24 protein-coding genes and 1 pseudogene are annotated in these 22,193 nt (G+C 69.9%); 8 read left to right on the forward strand and 17 right to left on the reverse strand.

Features of this window, described 5'->3' with window-relative positions; all coding sequences use genetic code 11:
- Positions 1-51: 51 nt before the first annotated feature.
- The 7 genes and pseudogenes from J7E87_RS04330 to J7E87_RS04360 form a co-directional block, all read right to left on the reverse strand.
- Positions 52-972, reverse strand: a complete 921-nt coding sequence (locus tag J7E87_RS04330; RefSeq protein WP_215090056.1) for a sirohydrochlorin chelatase — start codon at positions 970-972, stop codon at positions 52-54.
- 95 nt (positions 973-1,067) lie between these two features.
- Positions 1,068-2,060, reverse strand: coding sequence for a BadF/BadG/BcrA/BcrD ATPase family protein (locus J7E87_RS04335; RefSeq protein WP_215090058.1), 993 nt, complete (start codon positions 2,058-2,060; stop codon positions 1,068-1,070).
- Positions 2,057-2,719, reverse strand: coding sequence for a uracil-DNA glycosylase (locus J7E87_RS04340; RefSeq protein WP_215090450.1), 663 nt, complete (start codon positions 2,717-2,719; stop codon positions 2,057-2,059). Before J7E87_RS04340 ends, J7E87_RS04335 begins: the two co-directional genes overlap by 4 nt.
- 53 nt (positions 2,720-2,772) lie before the next feature.
- Positions 2,773-3,858, reverse strand: a complete 1,086-nt coding sequence (locus J7E87_RS04345) for a sialidase family protein (RefSeq protein ID WP_215090060.1) — start codon at positions 3,856-3,858, stop codon at positions 2,773-2,775.
- Between the two features lie 455 nt (positions 3,859-4,313).
- Positions 4,314-5,393 carry an NADH:flavin oxidoreductase/NADH oxidase gene (locus tag J7E87_RS04350; protein WP_215090062.1) on the reverse strand — a complete coding sequence of 360 codons (1,080 nt, stop codon included), beginning with the start codon at positions 5,391-5,393 and terminating at the stop codon, positions 4,314-4,316.
- Between the two features lie 120 nt (positions 5,394-5,513).
- Positions 5,514-6,329, reverse strand: a pseudogene (ddaH, locus tag J7E87_RS04355) (dimethylargininase); the annotation flags it as partial.
- 124 nt (positions 6,330-6,453) lie between these two features.
- Positions 6,454-6,945, reverse strand: coding sequence for an Lrp/AsnC family transcriptional regulator (locus J7E87_RS04360; RefSeq protein ID WP_215090066.1), 492 nt, complete (start codon positions 6,943-6,945; stop codon positions 6,454-6,456).
- Between the two features lie 199 nt (positions 6,946-7,144).
- Between J7E87_RS04360 and J7E87_RS04365 the strand changes: the two genes are divergently transcribed.
- Positions 7,145-7,495, forward strand: a complete 351-nt coding sequence (locus tag J7E87_RS04365; protein ID WP_215090068.1) for a helix-turn-helix transcriptional regulator — start codon at positions 7,145-7,147, stop codon at positions 7,493-7,495.
- Between the two features lie 29 nt (positions 7,496-7,524).
- Here J7E87_RS04365 and J7E87_RS04370 read toward each other — a convergent pair whose 3' ends face one another.
- Positions 7,525-8,880, reverse strand: a complete 1,356-nt coding sequence (locus J7E87_RS04370; RefSeq protein WP_215090070.1) for an FAD-dependent oxidoreductase — start codon at positions 8,878-8,880, stop codon at positions 7,525-7,527.
- A 140-nt stretch (positions 8,881-9,020) separates the two neighbouring features.
- On the opposite strand from J7E87_RS04370, the gene J7E87_RS04375 reads away from it, so the two are divergent.
- Positions 9,021-9,626, forward strand: a complete 606-nt coding sequence (locus J7E87_RS04375) for a DUF6214 family protein (RefSeq protein ID WP_308312851.1) — start codon at positions 9,021-9,023, stop codon at positions 9,624-9,626.
- A gap of 46 nt (positions 9,627-9,672) precedes the next feature.
- Here the strand turns inward: J7E87_RS04375 and J7E87_RS04380 are convergent, their stop codons facing one another.
- Positions 9,673-10,338 carry a DUF305 domain-containing protein gene (locus J7E87_RS04380; protein WP_308312852.1) on the reverse strand — a complete coding sequence of 222 codons (666 nt, stop codon included), beginning with the start codon at positions 10,336-10,338 and terminating at the stop codon, positions 9,673-9,675.
- 176 nt (positions 10,339-10,514) lie between these two features.
- On the opposite strand from J7E87_RS04380, the gene J7E87_RS04385 reads away from it, so the two are divergent.
- Complete coding sequence (locus J7E87_RS04385; protein ID WP_215090073.1) at positions 10,515-12,020, forward strand: LVIVD repeat-containing protein; 1,506 nt, start codon at positions 10,515-10,517, stop codon at positions 12,018-12,020.
- Here J7E87_RS04385 and J7E87_RS04390 read toward each other — a convergent pair.
- From J7E87_RS04390 to J7E87_RS04415, 6 genes are all read right to left on the reverse strand, one after another.
- Positions 12,002-12,649 (reverse strand): TetR/AcrR family transcriptional regulator, encoded by a 648-nt coding sequence (locus J7E87_RS04390; protein ID WP_215090075.1) that lies wholly within the window; start codon positions 12,647-12,649, stop codon positions 12,002-12,004. The two genes, J7E87_RS04385 and J7E87_RS04390, sit on opposite strands and share 19 nt — an antisense overlap.
- Positions 12,650-12,830: 181 nt before the next feature.
- Complete coding sequence (locus J7E87_RS04395; protein WP_215090077.1) at positions 12,831-13,526, reverse strand: HAD family hydrolase; 696 nt, start codon at positions 13,524-13,526, stop codon at positions 12,831-12,833.
- A 19-nt stretch (positions 13,527-13,545) separates the two neighbouring features.
- Positions 13,546-14,262 (reverse strand): phosphatase PAP2 family protein, encoded by a 717-nt coding sequence (locus tag J7E87_RS04400; protein ID WP_251016958.1) that lies wholly within the window; start codon positions 14,260-14,262, stop codon positions 13,546-13,548.
- Positions 14,263-14,266: 4 nt separating this feature from the next.
- A complete protein-coding gene (locus tag J7E87_RS04405) occupies positions 14,267-15,202 on the reverse strand; it encodes a M56 family metallopeptidase (protein WP_215090079.1) in 936 nt (311 codons plus the stop codon).
- 95 nt (positions 15,203-15,297) lie between these two features.
- On the reverse strand, positions 15,298-15,843 hold the full coding sequence (locus J7E87_RS04410; RefSeq protein WP_215090081.1) for a DUF5134 domain-containing protein: 546 nt from the start codon (positions 15,841-15,843) through the stop codon (positions 15,298-15,300).
- A 239-nt stretch (positions 15,844-16,082) separates the two neighbouring features.
- On the reverse strand, positions 16,083-16,469 hold the full coding sequence (locus tag J7E87_RS04415) for a VOC family protein (protein ID WP_215090083.1): 387 nt from the start codon (positions 16,467-16,469) through the stop codon (positions 16,083-16,085).
- Positions 16,470-16,544: 75 nt separating this feature from the next.
- On the opposite strand from J7E87_RS04415, the gene J7E87_RS04420 reads away from it, so the two are divergent.
- Complete coding sequence (locus J7E87_RS04420) at positions 16,545-17,096, forward strand: GNAT family N-acetyltransferase (protein ID WP_215090085.1); 552 nt, start codon at positions 16,545-16,547, stop codon at positions 17,094-17,096.
- Positions 17,097-17,120: 24 nt separating this feature from the next.
- Here the strand turns inward: J7E87_RS04420 and J7E87_RS04425 are convergent, their stop codons facing one another.
- Positions 17,121-17,771 carry a glycerophosphodiester phosphodiesterase family protein gene (locus J7E87_RS04425; protein ID WP_215090456.1) on the reverse strand — a complete coding sequence of 217 codons (651 nt, stop codon included), beginning with the start codon at positions 17,769-17,771 and terminating at the stop codon, positions 17,121-17,123.
- Positions 17,772-17,874: 103 nt separating this feature from the next.
- On the reverse strand, positions 17,875-18,000 hold the full coding sequence (locus J7E87_RS35825) for a hypothetical protein (protein ID WP_285427295.1): 126 nt from the start codon (positions 17,998-18,000) through the stop codon (positions 17,875-17,877).
- A gap of 301 nt (positions 18,001-18,301) precedes the next feature.
- Here J7E87_RS35825 and J7E87_RS04430 point away from each other — a divergent pair, with 301 nt between their 5' ends.
- From J7E87_RS04430 to J7E87_RS04445, 4 genes are all read left to right on the forward strand, one after another.
- The gene (locus J7E87_RS04430; RefSeq protein WP_215090087.1) at positions 18,302-19,699 is read left to right on the forward strand and encodes a DUF6421 family protein; all 1,398 of its coding nucleotides are present in this window, start codon (positions 18,302-18,304) and stop codon (positions 19,697-19,699) included.
- A 26-nt stretch (positions 19,700-19,725) separates the two neighbouring features.
- Positions 19,726-20,481 (forward strand): SDR family NAD(P)-dependent oxidoreductase, encoded by a 756-nt coding sequence (locus J7E87_RS04435; protein WP_215090089.1) that lies wholly within the window; start codon positions 19,726-19,728, stop codon positions 20,479-20,481.
- On the forward strand, positions 20,460-21,539 hold the full coding sequence (locus J7E87_RS04440; protein ID WP_215090091.1) for a low specificity L-threonine aldolase: 1,080 nt from the start codon (positions 20,460-20,462) through the stop codon (positions 21,537-21,539). The genes J7E87_RS04435 and J7E87_RS04440 overlap by 22 nt, the downstream gene beginning before the upstream one ends.
- Before the next feature lie 75 nt (positions 21,540-21,614).
- Positions 21,615-22,193 carry a transglutaminase family protein gene (locus J7E87_RS04445; protein WP_215090093.1) on the forward strand — a complete coding sequence of 193 codons (579 nt, stop codon included), beginning with the start codon at positions 21,615-21,617 and terminating at the stop codon, positions 22,191-22,193.

The following is a 22,193-nucleotide window of genomic DNA, read 5'->3' on the forward strand; positions in this document are numbered from 1 at the left end:
CTTGCGCGTGTCCTCTGTGCGTATCCGCTTCGTGTACCTACGGCAATGCCGTCAGTGCGAGGGCGAGCCCTGCGGCTGCGGGGCGATGCCCAGCGCGGTCGTGTACTGCGACAGCACCAGCCTGCCGATCGCCGGGTAGGCGCCGAGCGCCTCGGCGGAGGCGCAGCCCGCCTCCTTGACGGCGGCGTCCAGCAGACCACCGGGCAGCTCCGGGCCGACCAGATAAGGGGCCAGGGCCAGCTGCGTGGAACCCGAGCCGCGCAGCTGCTGGGCGATCGCGCTCACCGCGCCTTCCTGGTCGAGCGCCGCGGCCATCACCGGCACCGCGAGGCGCGCGGCCAGCAGCATGCCGGTGATCCCGGCGGCCTGAACGGCCTCCTCACCGCCGACCGTGGCCAGGATGATGCCGTCGGCCGCCGTGGCCACGGTGAACAGCCGGGCGCGGTCGGCACGCGCGAGGCCGGCCTCCGAGAGCCGCACGTGCAGGGCTTCGGCGAGCAGCGGGTGCGGGCCGAGTACGTCGGTCAGCTCCGCGCTCGCGCGGCTGTCCATGATCGCCTGGCGGATGCGTCGCATCAGTGCGTTGTCCGGGCCCGCGAGGAGCGGCACCACGACGGCGGCGGGACCCTCGGGCGCGGACACTTCACGACCGGCGGCCTTCGCGATCTCGTACCGCTCGGTGCGCCGGGCGGCGGTATGCGCGAGGACGCTCGCGAGCGTGGGGCACTCGGCGTCGTCGCCGTCGAGATACCCGATGGCCACGTCGAGGCCGGGCAGCTCCGAACGGGCGATGCTTATGACCTCTTCGGCCAGGCTGCGCGTGGCGTACACGGGAGCGCCGGGAACGGCGAGCACGAGCGCGGGCGCGCCCTCAGGAGCCGCCACGGGTTCCGGGCGGCGGTGCCGCCCGGACTGGCGGGGTCGCGGCATTCGTACAGGCAGGCCGGATGCAGGCCCAGTGGGGGAGCTCATGGCGCCGCATGCTACTGGTTTTGGGGGTGCGGCTGTTCGGGGAGGGGGCACTCAAGTGTCATCTGTCCGTATTTATCCGGTGAATGTCGTACGCCTCAACTGCCCTGCTCTGTCGGTACGTGCAGCAGGGTCGGATGGCGTGGCAGCCGCAGCGAATCGGTGGCGAGCGCGGCCGCGAGAAGCACCGCGCCGGCGAGCGGATCGCCGGCCGCGGGCACCGGCCGGGCGTGCGGCAGCTGTCCGGACAGCTCACTCCTCAGCGGTACGAGCAGCGGGTCGCCCAACTTGAACAGCCCACCGGTCAGGGCGACTTCACAGCCACCGGGTGCCTCGGCGGCCGACGGGCACACGGCCTCGGTCGCTTCCGCGATATGCCGGGCGGCCCCGGCAAGAATGCTCGCGGACACCGCGTCGCCCTGCGCCGCGCACCGCCCGACCTCGGGCGCGAAGGAGGCGAGCACCGCGGGCCGGTCCGGACGCGGATAGAGAACGCCCGGCATTTCCTGCGCCGGACCGAACACCGACTCCATTCTGGCCAGCAGCGCGGCGGAACCGCCGCGCCGCCCGTCGTGGGCGCGCAACGCAGCCTCCAGACCCGCCCGCCCGATCCAGGCGCCCCCGCCGCAGTCGCCCAGCAGATGGCCCCAGCCGTCGGCCCGGTGCCAGGCCGTCAGATCCGTGCCCATCGCGATCATGCCGGTGCCTGCCGCGACCACGGCCCCGGGACGCTGGCCGAGCGCACCGGCGTATGCGGTGACCGCGTCCGCGGCGAGCGCGAGACGGCGTACACCCAGTGACTCGGCAAGTGCGGTGGGGAGTTCGGCGCGCAGGCGGTCGCCGAGCGTCGCCATCCCGGCGGCGCCGATCGCGACCGCGGACACGGTGCCGCCACCTGCCCGGTCCAGCAGCGTGCGCGCCATCGGCAGCAACTGGGCCAGCAGATGCCCCGCGTCGATGCCCCCGTCGCCGGTGCGCACCGGTTCCCGTGACTCGACACTGTCGGCGCGTGCCGGGTTCGAGGCATCGGCGAGCGCCGTACGCAGACCGGAGCCGCCCGAGTCCACAGCGAGGACCCAGCGTGCGGTCACGGAAGCCGCCAGTCGACCGGCTGCGCCCCCTGGCGTTCGAGGAGTTCGTTGGTCCGGCTGAACGGGCGGGAGCCGAAGAAGCCGCGGTCCGCGGACATGGGGGAGGGGTGCGAGGACTCGATCGCGGGGAGGTCGCCGAGCAGCGGACGCAGACTGCGGGCATCACGCCCCCACAGCACGGACACCAGGGGCTTGCCGCGCGCGGCGAGGGCCCGGATGGCCTGCTCGGTCACCTCCTCCCAGCCCTTGCCGCGGTGCGCGGCGGGCTTGCGGGGCGCGGTGGTCAGAGCCCTGTTGAGCAGCAGCACACCCTGCCGGGTCCATGGCGTCAGGTCGCCATTGGCCGGACGGGGGTGCCCCAGGTCGGCGTGCATCTCCCGGAAGATGTTGTCCAGGCTGCCGGGCACCGGTCGCACTTCCGGCGCCACCGAGAAGCTCAGCCCCACGGCGTGCCCGGGTGTGGGGTACGGATCCTGGCCGACGATCAGGACCCGCACATCCTCGAAGGGCTGCTGAAAGGCGCGCAGCACATTCGATCCGGCCGGCAGATAGGTACGCCCCGCGGCGACCTCCGCGCGCAGGAAGTCGCCCATCGCGGCGACGCGTTCGGCCACTGGAGCGAGGGCGTCCGCCCACCCCGGCTCGATGATTTCTTTCAAGGGTCGTCGTGCTGCCACGGTGCGTCACTCTACTGGTGCCGCGGCCCTGCCTCTCAACCCATGGCCGCTGCCCGCACGCAGAGCACATCCGGCAGATGGGAGGCGAGCAGCTGCCAGGTGTCTCCGTCGTCCGCGCTCGCGTACACCTCGCCGTTGCGATTGCCGAAGTACACCCCGGCCGGGTCGGCGTCGTCCGTGCACAGCGCGTCCCGCAGCACGGTGCCGTAGTGGTCGCCCTCGGGCAGCCCGGCCGACAGCGCCTCCCAGCTGCCGCCCGCGTCGCTCGTGCGGTAGACGCGACAGCGACGTCCGGCAGGCACCCGGTCCGCGTCCGCCGTGATCGGGAAGACATAGGCCGTATCGGGCCGGTGGGGATGGGCGGCCACCGCGAAACCGAAGTCGGACGGCAGGCCCGCGCCGATGTCCGTCCACTTGGCGCCCGCGTCGTCGCTGCGGTACACACCCCAGTGGTTCTGCAGATACAACCGGTCCAGATCGCCCGCGTCCTGCGCGATCTTGTGGACGCACTGCCCGAACTCCGGGTCGGGATCGGGCAGGAAGACCGCCGACACTCCCTGGTTGGAGGGCGCCCAGCTCGCGCCGCCGTCCTTGGAGCGGAACACCCCGGCCGCCGACACGGCGACCGTCACCATCTCCGGGTCCCGGCGGTCGGTCACCACGGTGTGCACGGCCTCACCGCCGCCGCCCGGCACCCATTTCGAGCGGGTCGGATGCTCCCACAGCGGGCGTACGAGCTCGAAGGTCTCGCCGCCGTCGTCCGAGCGGAACAGCGCGGCGGGCTCCGTCCCCGCGTACACCACGTCCGGCGTGGCGGGGCCGGCCGGATGCAGCTGCCACACGCGCTCCAGCGACGCCCCGGTGTCCTTGGGGAACTTCACGGCCGGTTGTTCCGGCTCGGTCCAGCTCTTGCCGAGGTCGTCGGAGTGGAACACCGAAGGGCCCCAGTGCGCGCTGTCGCCGCCCACGAGCAGGCGGGGCACGGGCCGGCGCGTGTCGATCCCGATCGAGTACACGGCCTGCGCGTTGAAGTGCGGGCCGTCGAACTCCCATGTGCCGCCGCGCCTGCGGCCGATGAAGAGCCCTTTTCGAGTGCCTACAGTCAGAAGAACATCGGACATGGCCTTTGCCTCCAGGACGCCGTTGTCTTGAATACGGGCCAGTCTGCACCCGCCCACTGACAGTGGCCCGTCAGGCGGTTCTTCTCGCAGCTCAGCCCGGGTGTGGACGGTTCAGTCGACTACCGAGCCGCCGGTGATGCCGAGGGTCGTCGCGGTCATTGAACGAGCCAGGTCCCAGGCGGCGAAGACCGCCACAACGCCGACGTCGGCGAGCGAGGCCGCCCGGTCGGGGCGCGTTCGGCGAGATGGACCCGCGCACCTTCGCGGGCGAAGGCGCGGGCGACCGCCCCGCCGATCGCGCCCCCCTCCGCAGATGACGGCGTTGTCGTTTTCGAGCAGCACGAGGTGCCTCCTGAGTACGTACGTACTCAGTGCAGACCGGCCGGTGTCCCGGAACTCATCGGTTGCCGGAGTGCCGGGATCCCGCGGAGCCTCACGGACACCTCCCGGGAGTCTCAGACGGAGCGGTGGTACTGCTCCGGGATGTGGATCTCGCCGCCCAGCTCACGGGCCGCGTGCCGGGCCCATGAGGGGTTCCGCAGCAGCTCGCGGCCGAGCAGCACCGCGTCGGCCTCGCCGTTGTCAAGGATCTTCTCCGCCTGCGCTGCCTCGGTGATCATGCCGACCGCGGCGACCGGGAGCCCGGTCTCCGCCTTCACCCGCGCGGCGAACGGCACCTGGTAGCCGGGTCCGGTCGGGATGCGGACCCGCGGTGCGTTGCCGCCGGTGGACACGTCGAGGAGGTCGACGCCGTGCTCCTTGAGCAGCGCGGCGAAGCGGACGGTGTCGTCGGCCGTCCAGCCGGCCTCGTCCAGCCAGTCGGTGGCCGAGATACGGAAAAAGAGAGGCAGTTCGTCGGGCCACACGGCGCGCACCGCGTCGACGACTTCGAGGGCGAAGCGGATGCGGTTCTCGAAGGACCCGCCGTACTCGTCGGCCCGCCGGTTGCTGTGCGGCGAAAGGAACTCGCCGATCAGATATCCGTGCGCACCGTGGATCTCGGCGACCTGGAAGCCGGCGTCCAGCGCTCGGAGGGCGGCTGCCGCGAACTGGCCGGTGATTTCCCGTATCTGGGCGACCGTCACCTCGGCGGGGACGGGGTGCCCCTCGTCGAAGGAGAGCGGACTGGGCCCGAGCGGCTGCCAGCCGTTCTCATCGGCGCCCAGCGGCGCGCCGCCCTTCCAGGGGCGGTCGGTGGATGCCTTGCGCCCGGCGTGCGCCAGCTGGATGCCGGCGACGGTGCCCTGGCTCGCCAGGAAGCGGGTGATCCGGCGGAACGCCTCGACCTGGGTGTCGTTCCAGATCCCGAGGTCCGCGGGGCTGATGCGGCCCTCCGGGCTCACGGCGGTCGCCTCGGTGAGGATCAGGCCAGTGCCGCCGGTGGCGCGGGCGGCGTAGTGGGCGAAGTGCCATTCGTTCGCGGCGCCGGCGTTCGGGCCGAACGCCTCCGCGCTGTACTGGCACATGGGTGCCATCCAGACGCGGTTGGGGACGGTAAGCGACCGCAGGGTGTAGGGCTGGAACAGCGCGCTCACGGCGGACTCCATTCGGGGCGGGACCGGTGTACGCGTCGTACGATACCTGTCGTAGTACGGCGAGTGTCAAACTATGAGGATTCTCGTACATCGCGCCCGGCGACGCCCACGCCCGACGCTCTACTCCCGGATCTCCTGCGTGCAGCACTTCGCTCCACCGCCGGCCTTGCGGAACTCCGAGAGGTTCACGGGGACGGGGACGTAGCCGCGCGCTGCCACGGCCTCCATGAGGCCCGTCGCATCCTGCGCCATCACCACATTGCGTCCGTCGGAGACGGAGTTGAGCCCGAAGGTCAGCGCATCCTCCCTGGTGGCGACGACGGCGTCCGGGAACAGGCTTCGCAGGACCTGCTGACTCCCATCGGAGAAAGCGCCCGGGTAGTAGGCGATATTGCTGTCGTCGAGAGCGAAGAGCGCTGTGTCCAGGTGATAGAAATGCGGATCGATCAAGTGGAGGCTCACTGTCGGCTTCCCGAAGAATTCCTGGACCTCGTGATGGGCTGCCGGCAGTGTGCGGAACCCGGTGCCCGCGAGGATGTAACCGCCGACCGGGGTGAAGTCCCCTTCCCCTTCACAGGTATGAGAGGGGATCCGGGTCTCGAATCCGGCGCTTTCGAACCAGGCCCGGTAATGGGCGGCTTCCGGCTGCCGCTCCATTGCGTGGAATTGCGCGCCGAACGCCTTGCCGTCGAGTACGAGTGCCGAATTGGCCGCGAACACCATGTCGGGGAGATCCATGACCGGATCCACGACGTCCACGGTGTGACCCAGCGCGCGATACAGGGCTACGAGCCCGTCCCACTGCTTTCGCGCAAGGCCGATGTCGACCGGCTCCCCCGAGGTCATCCAGGGGTTGATGGCGTACCGGACGTCGTAGTACTCCGGCGGGCAGACGAGATACCGGCGTCTCTTCGCGGTTCGGATGGACGGCATCCGCGTTGTCCTCTCATCGGACTGGGGGTGCTGACCACGCTAGAGACAGTGACGGACAGTGACAAGACGAATGAATTGCGTCTACACGCAACAACGTTGCGTGAAAAGGAAGTGGAGCCACTACTTGTTACGTCAGGTCCGGCGAGATGCGTCCCGACCCGGCCTCGGGGCTGCTCGGCAGGAGATGCGAGAGCACGATGAAGCTGTTGGTGGCCTTCACGAAAGGCTCGGACCGGATCCGCTCGAGGACGTCTTCGAAGTGCGCTACGTCGAGCGCCCTGATGTGCAGGATCGCGTCGGCCCGTCCGGTGACCGTCACCGCCGACTGGACCTCGGGGTGATTCCGGACCACCTCCGCCAGCCTCCTCGGCGGAGCCGCTCCGTCGCAGAACACCTCCACATACGCTTCGGTGTGCCAGCCGAGCGCCGCGGGCTTCACCACCGTGGTGAAACCCGCGATCACCTCCTGCTCCCTGAGTCGGTCCACCCGGCGCTTGACGGCGGGCGCCGAAAGGCCGATCGACATGCCGATCTCCCGCAGGCTCGCCCGCGCGTCGGCCATCAGGGCCGAGATGATCTTGCGGTCGAGTTCGTCGAGATCAGCTCCGCGCCGGGACATGGAGTCAGCTCCTTTCGCAGCGTTCACCGCGCCTCACGGCTGCGCGGGGAGCACGGTTCGCGGCGATCATGCCATCCGTCTTCCCGCGGTGCCCGGTGCGGCTCCGCCCTCACGGCTCGTACGGCCTTCACCGTATTACGGCGAGTGTCAAACTACGAGAGTTTTCGTACAATGGAGACCCCGACGAAGTGGAGCCGCCGTGACCACCGCGACAAGCCCCCGCGTGCTTGCCCATCCCACGCGCGAGGAGATTCGCCTGGAGAACGTGCTCCACGCGCTCTCCGACCCGATGCGGCTGCGTGTGGTGCGTGACCTCGCGACGGCCGAGGACGACCTGTCCTGTTCGTACTTCGACCTGCCCGTCACCAAGTCGACGACCACCCACCACTTCCGCGTCCTGCGTGAGAACGGCGTGATCCGGCAGATCTACCGGGGCACCGCCAAGATGAACGGGTTGCGCCGCGACGACCTGGACGCGCTCTTTCCCGGGCTGCTCGACAGCGTCCTCGCCGCCGCAGCGGGCCAGGCGGACCGCCTCGGCGAGGGCTGAGGCTGTGGCGCACCACCCGCACCCGTCGCTCAATCGCCCGCCGCGCTCAACAGTCCTGTCCAGTCGGGGATCTTGACGGTACGCCGGCCGAGCGTGAGCCCCAGCGCCGACTCCGCCGTCTCGATCGCCAGCCAGCCCGGCCACTGAACAGGCCGGTGTCCCAACTCCCGCATCTCGGCCAGCGGATCCGCGGCGACAGGCCGAAGGGCGAGTGTCGCGGCATCGTCGAGAAGCGAGGCCACCGTCTCTTTGGCGCACGGCCGGTTGGTGCCGATCACCCCGGTCGGCCCACGCTTGATCCACCCCGCCACATACTCCCCGGGCGACGGCTCGCCGTCCCGAAGTACCCGCCCGGCCGCGTGCGGCACCGTGCCGTGCCCCTCGTCGAACGGCAGCCCGGGCAGCGGGACACCGCGGTAGCCCACCGCCCGCAGCACCAGTTGCGCCTCGACCTCTTCGTACGATCCGGTGCCCCGAACGCCTCCCTCACCGTCCGGAGCGGTGCGCTCGAACCGTACGCCCGCCACCCGCCCACTGCGCTCCAGCAGCTCCACCGGGCGCAGGAAGAACCGCAGATGAATCCGGCGGCCCCGGCTCTGTGGGGGCTGCGCCGCCCAGCCGCGTACGACTTCGAGGTTGCGCCGGTTGACCGCGGGCAGCGCGGACACGGCGGAGGCGGAAGGATCGGCGTACGCCGGGTCGAGCGAGAGGTCCGCGGGGTCGACCAGTACCTGGGCAGCGGGCAGCGAGCCGAGCTCCCGCAGCTCCTTGGTGGTGAACTTCGCCTGCGAGGGGCCGCGCCGGCCCACCATGTGCACCTCGCGCACCTGGCTGAGCGAGAGCGCCCCGAGTGCCGTCTGCGGCACATCGGTGGGCCGCAGCTCGTCCGCGCCCCGCGCCAGGATGCGGGCCACGTCGACGGCCACATTGCCGACGCCGATGACCACGGCCGAACGGGCCCCGAGAGCGAAGCCGTTGCCCGCGGAGTCGGGGTGCGCGCTGTACCAGGAGACGAAGTCGGTGGCCGAGCGGCTGCCGGGCAGATCCTCGCCGGGGATGCCGAGCCTGCGGTCCCTGGCGGCCCCGACGCAGTAGACGACAGCGTGGTAGAGCTCCAGGAGCCGTTCGGGGCCGAGTCCGTGCCTGCCCACCTCCACATTGCCGATGAAGTCGACCCGCTCGTGCTCCAGCACGGCGCGCAGATTGTTCTGCAGCGACTTGATCTTCTCGTGGTCGGGCGCGACTCCGTAGCGCACCAGTCCATAGGGGCAGGGGAGCCGGTCCAGTACGTGCACCCGCACATCGGGCACCCGGCTCTGCTGGACGAGGTCCTGCGCGGCGTAGACCCCGCTGGGCCCCGATCCGATGACGGCGACGCGAAGCACAGCTGCGCTCCTTCCCGCAGGGGGTTCCAGCATCCCACCGGGAGGCGCCGATGGGGGAGATGCTCTAACGGGGTGTCTTGTGGCGTCGCGACGTGCGTGCCGCCGCGAGAGGTATGGATTTGGCTGGTTACGTGCTAATTGTGCAAGAAACTACGTTTCTTAACGCTAATGATCTGTATGACCTCGGTGGGGCGCTGCCCTACCCTCCCGTCTGGGAGCTGCAAGGTGCCGGCACAGTCACCTCGGAGTCCGGCGGACGCGAGATCATTCCGCCCTGGTTCAACGTCCGGCTCACCTTTGCCGACGGTGCCCGCATCGACGTCCTCGTCGTAGTCGACGACGGGCGGGTCGCCATCGAGGATCTGCGCGCCGACCCGCCGCTGTCGCTCGGGGGCTTCGAGATGCTCGCCGAGCGGATCGAGGACCTGCTGGAGGACGCCTGCCGGGTGGCTACGCCGCCACCTGCTCCCGATGAACCGGAGCCCGACCCGCCGTGCGTCGCCGAGCACGCGGACCCGCGGGGTCCCGGCCGTCGTCGGACCCGCCCTGCGGTGCCGCGCGGCAGCGCAGGGCGGCGGATGGCGGCCGACGCCTACCGGGCCGCGCAGCAGGACGGGCGTGACCCGGTGCTCGCAGTGATGGCCGCGAGCGGGCGGAGCCGACGCAAGTCGCTCCGGCTCATCGCGGGCGCTCGCGACGACGGCTATCTCACGCCACGCCACAACCGCCGCCGCCACCGTTCGTGACCCTGGCCCTTTCCCTGGCTCGAGCCCGGCGCCGGCCGGCGGCGGATCACAACGCGTGCATCCGGTTGATCTCACTCGTCTGCTGGGCGATCACGTCGCTCGCCATCTCCTCGATGAGGATGTTGTTGCCCTTCGAGAGGGCGTCGGTGGCCATGGTGATGGCTCCCTGGTGGTGAGTGGTCATCAGCTTCAGGAAGAGTTCGTCGAACGCCTTGCCCTTCGCCCCACGCAGCTGGGCCAGTTGGGCCGTGGTGGCCATTCCGGGCATCACGGCGTGCTCGTGGTCGTGACCGCCCTTCCCCTTCGTCTCACCGTTCGTTTTCAGCCAGCCCTGCATCGCGCCGATCTCCGGCTTCTGCGAGGCGGCTATGCGCTCCGCCAGCCGCTTGACCTGCGTGGACCCCGCGCGGTCCGGTGCCAGGGCGGTCATCTGCAGCGCCTGACTGTGATGGGTGATCATCATGTGCGCGTAGGAGAAGTCCGCCGCGTTGGGGGAGTCGTCGGGGGCGGCCTTCGCGGCTTCTTCGGCGGAGAGGGTTCTGGCCGGCTCGCCCGGTTTGCCCGGTGCCACCACTGAGGGTCCGGCATCCCCCTTGGCCTTGGCGGGAGTGCCGGAGTCCGACTCGCAGGCACCCAGGGCGAGTACGGCGGCCGTGACCGCGGCAGCGACTACCGACCTGCGGACACACGCGGCCCTACGGCGGTTCAACACGGTGACCTCCTGTGGCACTTGGGGTGTTTGGGGACGTTCCTAGCACGCTTCCATACGCGGTTGATCAAAAACTTTCATTACGTCTCTGTTGCCATCTGTTGAGATGTACATGGAAGGGAAGATACTGCCGGGGTCCGTGAACCGTTCAACAGCGAACGGATACAAGGGAGGACGCAGTGACCCTGTTGCACCCCACCCGAGTGCGGCGCAGACGTCTGGGCGTGGCTACAGCCGCGGCCGGGCTCCTCGCCACACTGCTGACGGCCGGACCCGCGGTCGCCACACCCGACCCCGGCGACACCCCTGCTCAGCAGGGAGTCTCCTCGGGGCAGGCAGCCGAAGACAGGGCTGCCATCACGAGCGGCGACATACCCGGCGTGGACGAGATCGTCCACAGCGACAACATCGAACATCTCGCCAACATCCCCAAGGACGCGCTCAAGGGCACCAACTCGGACCTCGCCTTCCAGGGGAAGTACGCCTTCGCGGGCAACTACGACGGCTTCCGGATCTTCGACATCAGCAATCCGAAGTCGCCCACGACCGTGGCTCAGGTCCTCTGCCCCGGTGGGCAGAACGACATCTCGGTCTCCGGCAACCTGGTCTTCCTCTCCACCGACTCCTCGCGCAGCGACAACTCGTGCAACAGCACCTCGCAGCCCGCGACCGAGAAGTCGTCCTGGGAGGGCATGAAGATCTTCGACATCAGCGACATTCGCAACCCGAAGTACGTCGCCGCTGTTGAGACAGCCTGCGGCTCGCACACGCACACGCTCGTGCCTGAGCGCCGCAACGTCTACGTCTACGTCTCCTCGTACTCGCCGAGCGCGACCTTCCCGGACTGCCAGCCGCCGCACGACGGAATCTCCGTCATCAAGGTGCCGCGCAAGGCTCCCGAGAAGTCGGCGATCGTGAACTTCCCGGTGCTCTTCCCCGGTGAGGGCCCGGACGGCGGCGGCAACCCCGGCTCGCCCACCAACCCGGGCGTCTCCAAGACCACCGGCTGCCACGACATCACGGTGCTCCCCTCGAAGGACCTGGCCGCCGGCGCCTGCATGGGTGACGGCATCCTGTTCTCGATCGAGGACGCGGAGCACCCGAAGGTCATCGACCGGATCCAGGACAACGTCAACTTCGCGTTCTGGCACTCGGCGACCTTCAACCAGAAGGCCAACAAGGTCGTGTTCACCGATGAGTTGGGCGGCGGCGGGGCGGCGACCTGCAACGCCGAGATCGGCCCGAACCGCGGCGCCGACGGCATCTACGACATCGTTGGCAAGGGCGGGCGGAGCAAGCTGGTCTTCCGCAGCTACTTCAAGATCGACCGGCACCAGGCCGACGCCGAGGTCTGCGTGGCCCACAACGGTTCGATCATCCCGGTGAAGGGCCGCGACATCATGGTCCAGGCCTGGTACCAGGGTGGCGTTTCGGTGTGGGACTTCACCGACTCCTCGAAGCCGAAGGAGATCGGCTACTTCGAGCGGGGTCCCGTCACCCTCGACCGGGTCACCACCGCGGGCCCCTGGTCGGCGTACTACTACAACGGGTACGTCTACTCGAACGACATCGCCAAGGGCCTCGACGTCCTGAAGATCAACGACAGGCGCACGGACCCGGCGAAGCGGGTGCGGCTGCCCGAGCTCAATGTGCAGACCCAGCCCGACTACTTCGACCGCGACTGATCCCCGGCCTCAACAGGCGTTCCGCCGGGCGGCTCCTCGCCCGGCGGGACGCCGAGGTCCCAGTCCAGCCCGTACCGCTGGAACAGTTCGGCGCGCAGCCGAGCCGGCGGCATCGGCACCCCCGGCAGCAGGACCGCGAAAACCGCGCCCATCAGCAGGGCGCGAAGGAGTGGATAGTCGACGTCGACATCCTGTGATCCGTAGCGCTCCACCGTGTCGCGCAGCAGCGCCGCGAGCCGCTGCTGCTCCGGGCACTGCCTGAATCCCTCGGCCTGCAGGACCCCCGACATATGCGTCCGCATCAGCGTGGGCCGCTCGACCGCGAGCCCGAGGATTGCGTCGATCGCCCGGGCCAGCCGCTCCCGCCCGTCATCGGTTCTGGGCGCGCGCTCCAGCGCCGCTTCCAGCGTGCGATGCATCAACCGGTGCACTGCCGACTGGAGCAGCTGCCGTTTACCCGGGAAGTAGTACGAGACAAGCCCGCGTGCCGAGCCCGCTCTGTCGGCGATGTCGCCCAGTGTCGTCGCCTCGTACCCCCGCTCTCCGACCAGCTCCACGGTGGCGTCCAGGAGCCGCTCCCGGGAACGCCGACGGAGCTCTTCATTGACCGATGCGCTCCGCGGGGACATGCTTGACTCCTGCGTTGACTGGCTCTGAGCCAATATACTCAGCGTGCCCCGGGGCGAGGCCTTCAGGGCCTGGTCAGCGGGGGTGCTGCCCGAACCGGGCGACGCGGGGGATCGTCCGGTTCGGGTGGTTTTGCCATGCCTTAAGTATGCCTCCGGGCGCCTCCGGTCTGTTTCATCCGTTTCATTCGATGAGCCCGAGCACCGGGCGCAGCCCCGCCGGACGCTCCGCCACCGGCAGATGGTCGACGAAATGGACCGCACACCCCAGATTCGCGGCCCCGCCGTCCGCGACCTTGTCGTCGCCGACCATCAGAACGTCACCCGGGGCCGTGCCCAGCGCGTCACAGGCCATGCGGAAAAGACGTACGTCGGGTTTCTGCAGGCCGTGCTCGTACGACAGGGCATACCCGTCCACCCAGGTATCCAGGCCGTGGGCGCGGAAGACCGGCCTCGGATCCCAGCCGATGTTGCTGACCACCGCGATGCCAACCCCCCGCTCCCGCAGCGTGCGCAACACCTCGGCGGCGTCGGGGTACGGGCGCCAGGCGGCGGGCCTCATATGGCGTTCGTACAGCGCGTCGTACAGACCCGGATCCGGCAGCTCGACCTGACGGGCGAGACCGGTGTACGCGGCACGGTGCCGTTCCGCGCTCTCGTCGCGGGTCTTCCACAGCCCGGCGAGACCGGGTGGCATCCGCTGCGGCGACGAGCCGCCGGGGAGCGCCCCGGCCGCCGCCAACCGCTCGGCGTAGCCGGCCAGTTCGGCCTCGGGGAGAGCGCTCCCCCGCGCGTCGAGGGCCGCGCGAAGCCAGTCCCGCGCGGGCTCGATGCGAAACAGCGTCCCGGAGAAGTCGAAGAGCACACCCTTGATCGTCATGACCACGATCCTTTCGGCGTCAGTGCTGCCGGGCCAAGACCGCACGCTCGTACGCGGCGATCGAAAGGGCCGCAAAGCAGGCGCCGAGCAGCCAGCCGCCCACCACGTCCGAGGGCCAGTGCACGCCGAGGTAGAGCCGGGTGAGGCCGACCCCGACGACGGAGACGACTGCGGCCACGATGGTCCAGTGCCACAGCCGCCCCTGTGCTCCGTGCCGCCTGAGCAGCCACAGCAGCAGAACCCAGCTGACCATGGCCGTCATCGCGTGGCCCGAGGGGAAGGCCGCGTAGTGCGCGGAGTCGACCGGATCCGGCCAGTGCGGCCGCTCCTGGCCCACGGCGGACTTCAGCCCCTGCTGTACGAATGTGCCCACCGCACTGGTCACCGCGACCCACACCGCCAGCAGCCGCTCCCGCAGCCACCACAGCCACACGACGGCTGCCGCCAGCAGCGCGCGCATCGTCCAGGGATCCCACACCCAGTCGGTGAGCACCCGGCTCACCCCGGTGAGCCCCGGCTCGGTCACGGCCCAGCCGTGCAGGCCCTCCGCGACCGTTCGGTCGAAGGACATGAGGGGGGACCAGGAGAGCGCGACCAGGGTCAGCAGTACCGCCGAGAGGACGGCGAGCAGCGCGCCCGTACGGGCAGCCGCCGCGGCCGGGGTGTGCGCCGGCGGAGTGGGAGGAGCTGAGCGCGGGGAGTGCATGGGGGAGATCTTCGCCGCTGACCGGCTCATACCGCTATCCGAGCGCGCGCAGGGCGGGCACGAATGCCACCAGCAGGGGGATCACAGGCACCAGGGAGGCGGCCGCGGTCAGCCTCAGCCGATGGCCCGCGGTGAGCCGCGGCACCGGTGTCAGCAGCCGGTTCACCCGCTGCGGCAGCTGGGCGTCCGGTGTGGGGCAGGGCCCGAACACACCGCGGTCCTCGTTGAGTTCGACCAGGGCCAGGGCGATCGTCAGCCGGCCGAAGCGCCGGGACGCGACATCGTCGGCCGCGAGCTCCACCAGCCGGTGCATCTCGTCGCGGAACGCCGCGAACACCGGGATCTGCGGAAAGCCGTTGGCGAGCGCGGCGGAACAGTGCAACAGCCAGTCGTGGCGAGCCTGCGCGTGCCCCTGTTCGTGCGCCAGGACGGCATCGAGCTGGCGGTCTTTCAGGCGGAGCAACGCGGCCGTGGTGATGACCAGTTGGGGCGCCGCGCCCGGCAGCCACCAGGCGTCGGGCCGCTCGCCCTCCAGGACGACCAGCAGTTCGCCGCCCGGTTCCTCGCCCGGCATCAGGGGGGCGCGCACCAGGAGTTCTGTGCGCCGCCGCTTGCGCCGGACATGGGCCCGGTGGATCTCGCGGGTGAGCATCGCGCCGGTCCACAGGCCCCCGCAGGCCAGGACGACCGCGAGAACGGCGGACCACGGTCCGTTCGCGCCGAGGGCGTACGCCTCCACCACGCCGTTCGGCGCCGGCGCGAAGACATGCCCCCGCACAAGCTGCCAGGCCGCCGCCGCGCTGAACGTCATGGAGAGCGCGAAGCACAGCAGTACGGCCGCGACCACGCACTGCCAGACCCACAGTGCCACCACGGGCTCGCGCTCCGGCCAGTCGGCACGCGACACAAGTCGCGGGGCCACGACGGCGGCCAGTGCGCCGAGAAGCAGCAGCACGAGGGAGACCAACATGCCGTCAGCCTATGAGCGTGGGGCTACTCGCGGGTATGGCCTCGCGCTCCAAGTGACGTACGACACGGTTTTCGGTATCACCGTCCGCAGACGGGTCACAGAGCGAGCAGCATCGGCAGCATGGCGAGGCCCATGGCGAGCCGGCAGGCCGGCGCCAGCTCGGCTCGTGCGCTCCAGGGGACCGTCGCCGCGCCGTCCGCGGGCGCCGCCGCGGGCATCAGGCGGGCGCCGGAGTGCAGCACGTACACCGCGTAGTACGCCAGCAGCCCGGCGGTGAGCAGGGGGATTCCGGCGGCCGCGTGCCCGTGGTGGCCGCCGACGGAGGTCATCGCCACCGCCATGTAGACCATCGCGAGGGAACCCACGACGTGATGCACATGGTGAGCGCCGCGGCCAGCCGGCCACAGGGCGCGCAGCGCCGCCGCCCCGAATACCACCGCGTACACGACCCACCACCATCTGGGCGGCGCGAACACGGCGGCGGGCACCGCCATCGCCGCCATCCCCCACCCCATCAGGGCGTCGCCGCCTGCCGCCTCGCGTGCCTCGCCGCGGCAACCGCGCATCCGCACCAGGCAGTACGCGCCCGTCCCGCCGCACAGCGCGACGAGCAGCCAGCCGGACATGGCAGGTCCGTGCACGGCGCACCTCCCCCTTCGACGCTCAAGGAGCCGATGCCCAGTGGCCCTGGGGCCTACGCGAGCGCACGGAGGCGCAAGGGGAGCACAGTCCGAGGATCCGGGCCGCGCCCCCGACGCCCTGCGGCGCTCGCGCCGCTTCCCGGGGCGCAGTCGCCTCGGGGACAGGGCTCGGGGGACAGAGCTCGGGGGACAGAGGTCGGGGGACAGCGCTCCGGGAACAGCGCCCCGGGAACAGCGCCTCAGGGGCGGTACCGCAGCGGATGATCAGCCGGCACTTCGACGATCGCGATCCGGTGACCGTCCGGGTCGGCGATCCACATCTCGATCAGCCCCCACGGCTCACGAGTGGGCGGCCGCAGCACCTCGACGTCCCGCGCCGACAGCTCGGCGTGCACCGCGGCCGCGTCCTCGACCTGGAGCCACAGCTCGGGACCGGTCGCGGCCGGGGCCTTCGAGCGCCCGGAGACTTCGAGGAACCCGCCGCCCAGGAAGTAGACCGTGCCCCGCTCGGGACCGGTGCCGAATTCGCGGTAGACGGGGAGGCCGAGTGTCTGCCCGTAGAACCGCCGGGACCTCTCGGGGTCGGTCGGGCGCAGCAGGATCCGGCTGCTCAGCACATGCACCATGGCCAAACCCTAGGGCGGAGAGGCCCGGGTTAGTCTCGGGACACTTGCACACCGTCGAGATGGGAGTGCCACCCTATGGACACCGCACCGGCCCGGGACTCCGGCGAACTCACCTACCGTGACGCGGTCGAGGCTGATGTGCCCGCGCTCGTTCCGCTGATCGAGTCCGCGTACCGAGGCGATACGAGCCGGACCGGCTGGACGACCGAGGCGGACATTCTCGACGGACAGCGCACCGACCCGGAAGGCGTCCGGGGAGTCATCAATGCCCCCGGCAGCACCCTCCTCATAGTGGAGCGCGGCGGCGAGCCGATCGCCTGCTGCCAGCTCGAGCACCGCGGTGAGGCCGTGTACTTCGGCATGTTCGCCGTCCGCCCCGAGCTGCAGGGCGCCGGCCTCGGCCGCCGGATCATCACGGAGGCGGAGCGCACCGCGCGCGAGCGCTGGGGTGCGCGCGAGATGCACATGACCGTGATCTCTGTACGGGACGAGCTCATCGCCTGGTACGAGCGCCGGGGCTACCGCCGTACGGGAATGCTGAGCCCCTTCCCGTACGGCGACGAGCGCTTCGGTATCCCGCAGCGCGACGATCTCGCCTTCGAGCTGCTGGTGAAGGAACTGCCATAGCGGGCCGGTCCCGAGAAGGGGGCCTCAGGCCGTGAACCGGCCGGTGCGCCGGATCTCGGGGAAGTCGGTGGTCGCGCCGTCGAGTTCGAGGGCGCGCACCAGCCGCAGATGCTCCTGGGTGTTCACCACCCAGCCGATCACCTGCAGGCCTTCGCCGTGCGCGTGCTCGACGGTCTCCAGTGTCAGCCTGCGGATGTTCAGCGCGAGGGAGGCGGCACCCACCGCCTTGGCACGGTCCACGACGTCCGCGCCCCAGCGGCCGGCGATGAGCACCGTCCGTACGCCGGGCACCAGAGCCGCGATCTCGGCGACCGCGTCGTCGTGGAAGGAGGACACCTCGACGCGGTGCACGAGATCGCGGCTGAGCATCACGTCGGCCAGCGCCCGGGCGGCGGCCACGTCCTTGATCTCAGCCTGGAGCGGTGCGCGCACGGCGTCGAGCACCTCCTCGAAGACCGGCACTCGCTCGCCGTTGCCCGCGTCGAGTTCCCGCAGCTCGGCGAGGGTCTTGTCGGCGATCGGGCCCTTTCCGTCGGTCGTACGGTCCACGTCGGCGTCGTGCATGACGGCGAGCGCGCCGTCCTTGGTGAGATGAAGATCCAGTTCGATGGCGTCCATGCCGGCCTGTTCGGCGCGGGCGAAGGAGCGCAGGGTGTTCTCCGGCTCGACGCCCATGACCCCGCGATGACCGATGGTGAGGAAAGTCAAGATTCTCTCGCTTTCGTCGACGGCGGCTCCCGCGAGGCGCATCCCGGCAGCCGCGCGGCAATCACGCAGCCTAACGGCCCGCCTCCGCGATGGGACCGGTCTCGCGCGGGGGAGTGGAGTGGTCCGTTCGGGTCCCCGCGATCCCGAGGACGAAACCGGTGATGAGGGCTGCGACAAGGACGGTACGGGCGCTCACGCGATACGGCTCCGGGAGAGGCGGGTGAGGGCGGGCCCGTACGTCCTACCCGTGGCGGGCCGCCCGCACTCAGTCGGGTCACCCGCCCGTGGGCGCGTCCCGCGCCGGCTTGACGCGAGCCGCGCAGGGCCCGCGGCTCGGACGATGGTTTGGTCGAAGCGATCGCCCGAACGACCCCTGACCGTAAAACCTTCGGTGATCATGAGGGTAGGCAGGATAATTTCCCAAGGTCCTACTTGTACGGGAGAACCGGACACAGATACGGTGTCTTGACGCGAGGTTCTCCCGTGAAGGAAGTGACATGACGGAAATTCTTGTGCAGACCGCTGCCGTAGAGGGCATATCCCACACAGTCCGGGTGATCGACCACCCGGCCTGGCCGACGCTCAAGAATGCCGTCGAGGAGATCCGCCCCTGGCAGTCCAAGGATGGCTCGATCGACTTCGACGCGGAGGGCGCACCCGCCCGCGTCACCGCCGAAACCGCGCTCGGCCGCGTGATCGACGCCGTGCAGGAGCTCTCCCCGCTGCTCCCGCACGATGCCGCGTATCACCGCGCGCTCGTCGCCGATCTGCGCAAGTGGGCCGACAGCGCCTTCGGCGTCCCCGACTTCCTGGACTCGCTGCTCGCCTTCCAGCCGGCGGCAACCCGCGCCGACGGACTGCAGCACCTGGTCCTCTTCCCCATGTACACGCAGAACGGCAACCCGGACCGCAACCTCGAAGCGGTCGTACTGCGCATGGTCTGGCCCGAGTGGCTCGCCGAGCTGGAGCGCACCCGCTACGACAACCCCCTCTTCTGCGGCATCACCTTCGAGGACTTCACCGCCGGCTACGACACCAACTCCGCGGTGCTCTTCCCGGAGACCATCGCCGTGCGCGAAGCTCCGGAGCGGTTCACCTGGGGCGGCATCTTCTGCGACCGTGAGGCCGCCCGTTTCCGCGCCGTCACCACGGAGGCCGTAGGCATCCTCGGCCTCGAACTCCCCGATGACATCCGGGAGATGGTCGGCGACCAGGCGCGCTGCGAGCAGGCCTTCGTGCTCTGGGACATGGTCCACGACCGCACCCACAGCCACGGCGACCTGCCCTTCGACCCGTTCATGATCAAGCAGCGCCAGCCGTTCTGGATGTACGGCCTGGAGGAGCTGCGCTGCGACCTCACCGCCTTCAAGGAGGCCGTGAAGCTGGAAGGTGAAGGCAGCCGACACGGCCGTGATGTTCAGTACGCGGTGCTGTTCGACCGGATGTTCCGCTTCCCGGTCACGGGTGACCGGGTGCGCAACTACGACGGGCTCGGCGGCCAGCTGCTCTTCGCCTACCTCCACAAGCACGATGTGGTGCGCTGGACCGACAACACCCTGAAGATCGACTGGGAGCGCGCGCCGCAGGTCACCAACCAGCTCTGCGCCGAGATCGAGAAGCTCTACCGCGACGGCATCGACCGGCCCAAGCTGGTCCACTGGTTCGCCGCCTACGACCTGGTCTCGACCTACCTCGCACCGCACCCCGGTTCGCGCTGGGCCAAGGGCCCGGACGCTCTCGATCTGTCACAGCCTCCGCGCAAGCTCGTGGACGACGTGCTTCCTGACGAGTTTCCGCTCAGCATGTTCTATGAGGCGCTTTCCAAGAAGCTGAAGTCCGTGATCGCCTCCACCAAGGGGATCACCGCGGAGACTGCCGAGCGAGTGGCCGCGTGAGCTCTCGTACGGAGGAGACTGGGACCATGAACGAAAACGGAAACAGTCGGCTTGAGGGCGCAGTGGTAGCGGTCGCCGGAGCGGCGGGCCCGGCGGGCCGGGCCACGCTGCTGCGGCTGGCCGAGGCCGGTGCGACAGTCGTGGCCTCCGACGCGGATGCGGGGCGGCTGGCCGAGGCCGTCGACGCCGCTCGGTACGCGCACGGCGGCGCGACCGTCACCGGGGACACTGTCGACCTTCTCGATCTGCACGCCACCCGGGAGTGGGCGGACAAGACCGAGAAGGAGTTCGGCAGGATCGACGGTCTGGTTCATCTCGTCGGCGGCTGGCGCGGCAGCGCCACCTTCGCCGAGACCAACCTCGCCGACTGGCAGCTCCTCGAGAAGCTGTTGATCCGCACGGTCCAGCACACCTCGCTCGCCTTCCACGACGGGCTGCTGCGCAGCGACCGCGGCCGCTTTTTGCTGATCAGCGCGGCCGGCGCCAGCCAGCCGACCGCGGGCAACGCCGCGTACGCCGCCTCCAAGGCGGCAGCCGAGGCCTGGACGCTCGCGCTTGCCGACGCCTTCCGCAAGGCGGGGGGCGAGGAGGGGCCGAAGGCCGCGGCTGCGATCCTGGTCGTCAAGGCACTGGTGCACGACGCGATGCGCGCCGAGCGCCCGAATGCGAAGTTCGCGGGCTTCACCGACGTGACGGAACTGGCCGAGGCCATCGCCGGAGTCTGGGACCGGCCCGCCCGGGAAGCGAATGGACAGCGCCTGTGGCTGACCCCCAAACCGTGAAGACCGATGCTCGACGCCACCACGACCCCGAGGTACGCGGCTTCGCCAGTGACAACTACGCGGGCGCCCACCCCGAGGTCCTTGCGGCGCTCGCCGTCGCCAACGGCGGTCATCAGGTCGCCTATGGCGAGGACGCGTACACCGAGCACCTCCAGCGCGTCATGCACAGCCACTTCGGTCCGACGGCCGAGGCATTCCCGGTCTTCAACGGCACCGGCTCCAACGTCACGGCGCTCCAGGCGCTCACCGACCGCTGGGGCGCGGTGATCTGCGCCGAGACCGCGCACATCAACGTCGACGAGGGCGGCGCGCCGGAGCGGATGGGCGGGCTGAAGCTGCTGACCGTACCGACCCCGGACGGCAAGCTCACGCCCGAGCTCATCGACCGGCAGGCGTACGGCTGGGACGACGAGCACCGGGCGATGCCGCAGGTCGTGTCGATCACCCAGAACACCGAGCTGGGCACGGTCTACACGGTCGAGGAGATCCGGGCGATCGTCGACCACGCCCATGGGCACGGCATGAAGGTTCACCTCGACGGGGCCCGGATAGCCAACGCGGCCGCGTCGCTGGATGTGCCGATGCGCGCCTTCACCAACGCGGTCGGCGTCGACGTCCTCTCGTTCGGCGGCACCAAGAACGGCATGCTGTTCGGCGAGGCGGTGGTCGTCCTCAACCCGGACGCCGTGAGCCATATGAAGCATCTGCGGAAGCTGTCGATGCAGCTCGCCTCCAAGATGCGCTTCGTATCGGTGCAGTTGGAGGCCCTGCTGGCGCGCGATCTGTGGCTGCGCAACGCCCGGCACTCCAACGCCATGGCCCAGCGGCTGGCCGAGGGCGTACGTGGCGTCGACGGTGTGGAGATCCTCCATCCCGTCCAGGCCAACGCCGTCTTCGCCCGGCTCGCGCACGATGTGAGCGAGCGGCTGCAGAAGCGCTTCCGCTTCTACTTCTGGGACGAGGCGGCCGGTGACGTCCGCTGGATGTGCTCCTTCGACACCACCGAAGAGGACGTCGACGCCTTCGTCCAGGCGCTGAAGGAAGAGATGGCGAAGTAGCCATCGCTGTATAAGTATGTGGTCGACCGGAAATTGATTGACGTCCGGTCGGCCACTTCTTTAGGGTCGACGGGCATGGAGCTGATCCAGCAGAACCCTGAACTGTCCGCGTATCTCGCCACTGACGAGGTCATCGACCATGAGCACCCGCTGGTGCGGCAGACGGCCGCTCGTCTCCGTAGCGATGGTGTCGATGCATACGCATACGCCAAGGCGGCCTTTGAGTTCGTCCGCGACACCATCCCGCACTCCAGTGACACGGGGGACGTGCGGGTCCCCTGGCGTGCTTCCGACGTCCTCGCGCAGCGCACCGGCATCTGCTGCGCCAAGGCCCACGCGCTCGTCGCCCTGCTGCGCGCCGGGTCCATCCCTGCCGCCTTCTGTTACCAGCGACTGAATGTCGTCCACGGACTGGCCGCGCTGAACCTTCCAGGCGGTAGCGGGTGGGCGCGCCTGGATCCGCGCGGCAACAAGCCCGGGGTCGACGCGCAGTTCTCGCTCGGGGAGGAGCGCCTCGCTTTCGACATCCGTCCGGAGTCCAATGAGATGGACTATCCAGTGCTTTACGATGTACCTCATCCGGCCGTGCTGGACGCCCTCAGGGCGGCGCCCGACCAGGAGACCCTTTGGACCCTGTACCCAGCCGAACTGTGA

Source organism: Streptomyces sp. ISL-1 (genome assembly GCF_018614585.1).
Lineage (GTDB): Bacteria > Actinomycetota > Actinomycetes > Streptomycetales > Streptomycetaceae > Streptomyces > Streptomyces maoxianensis.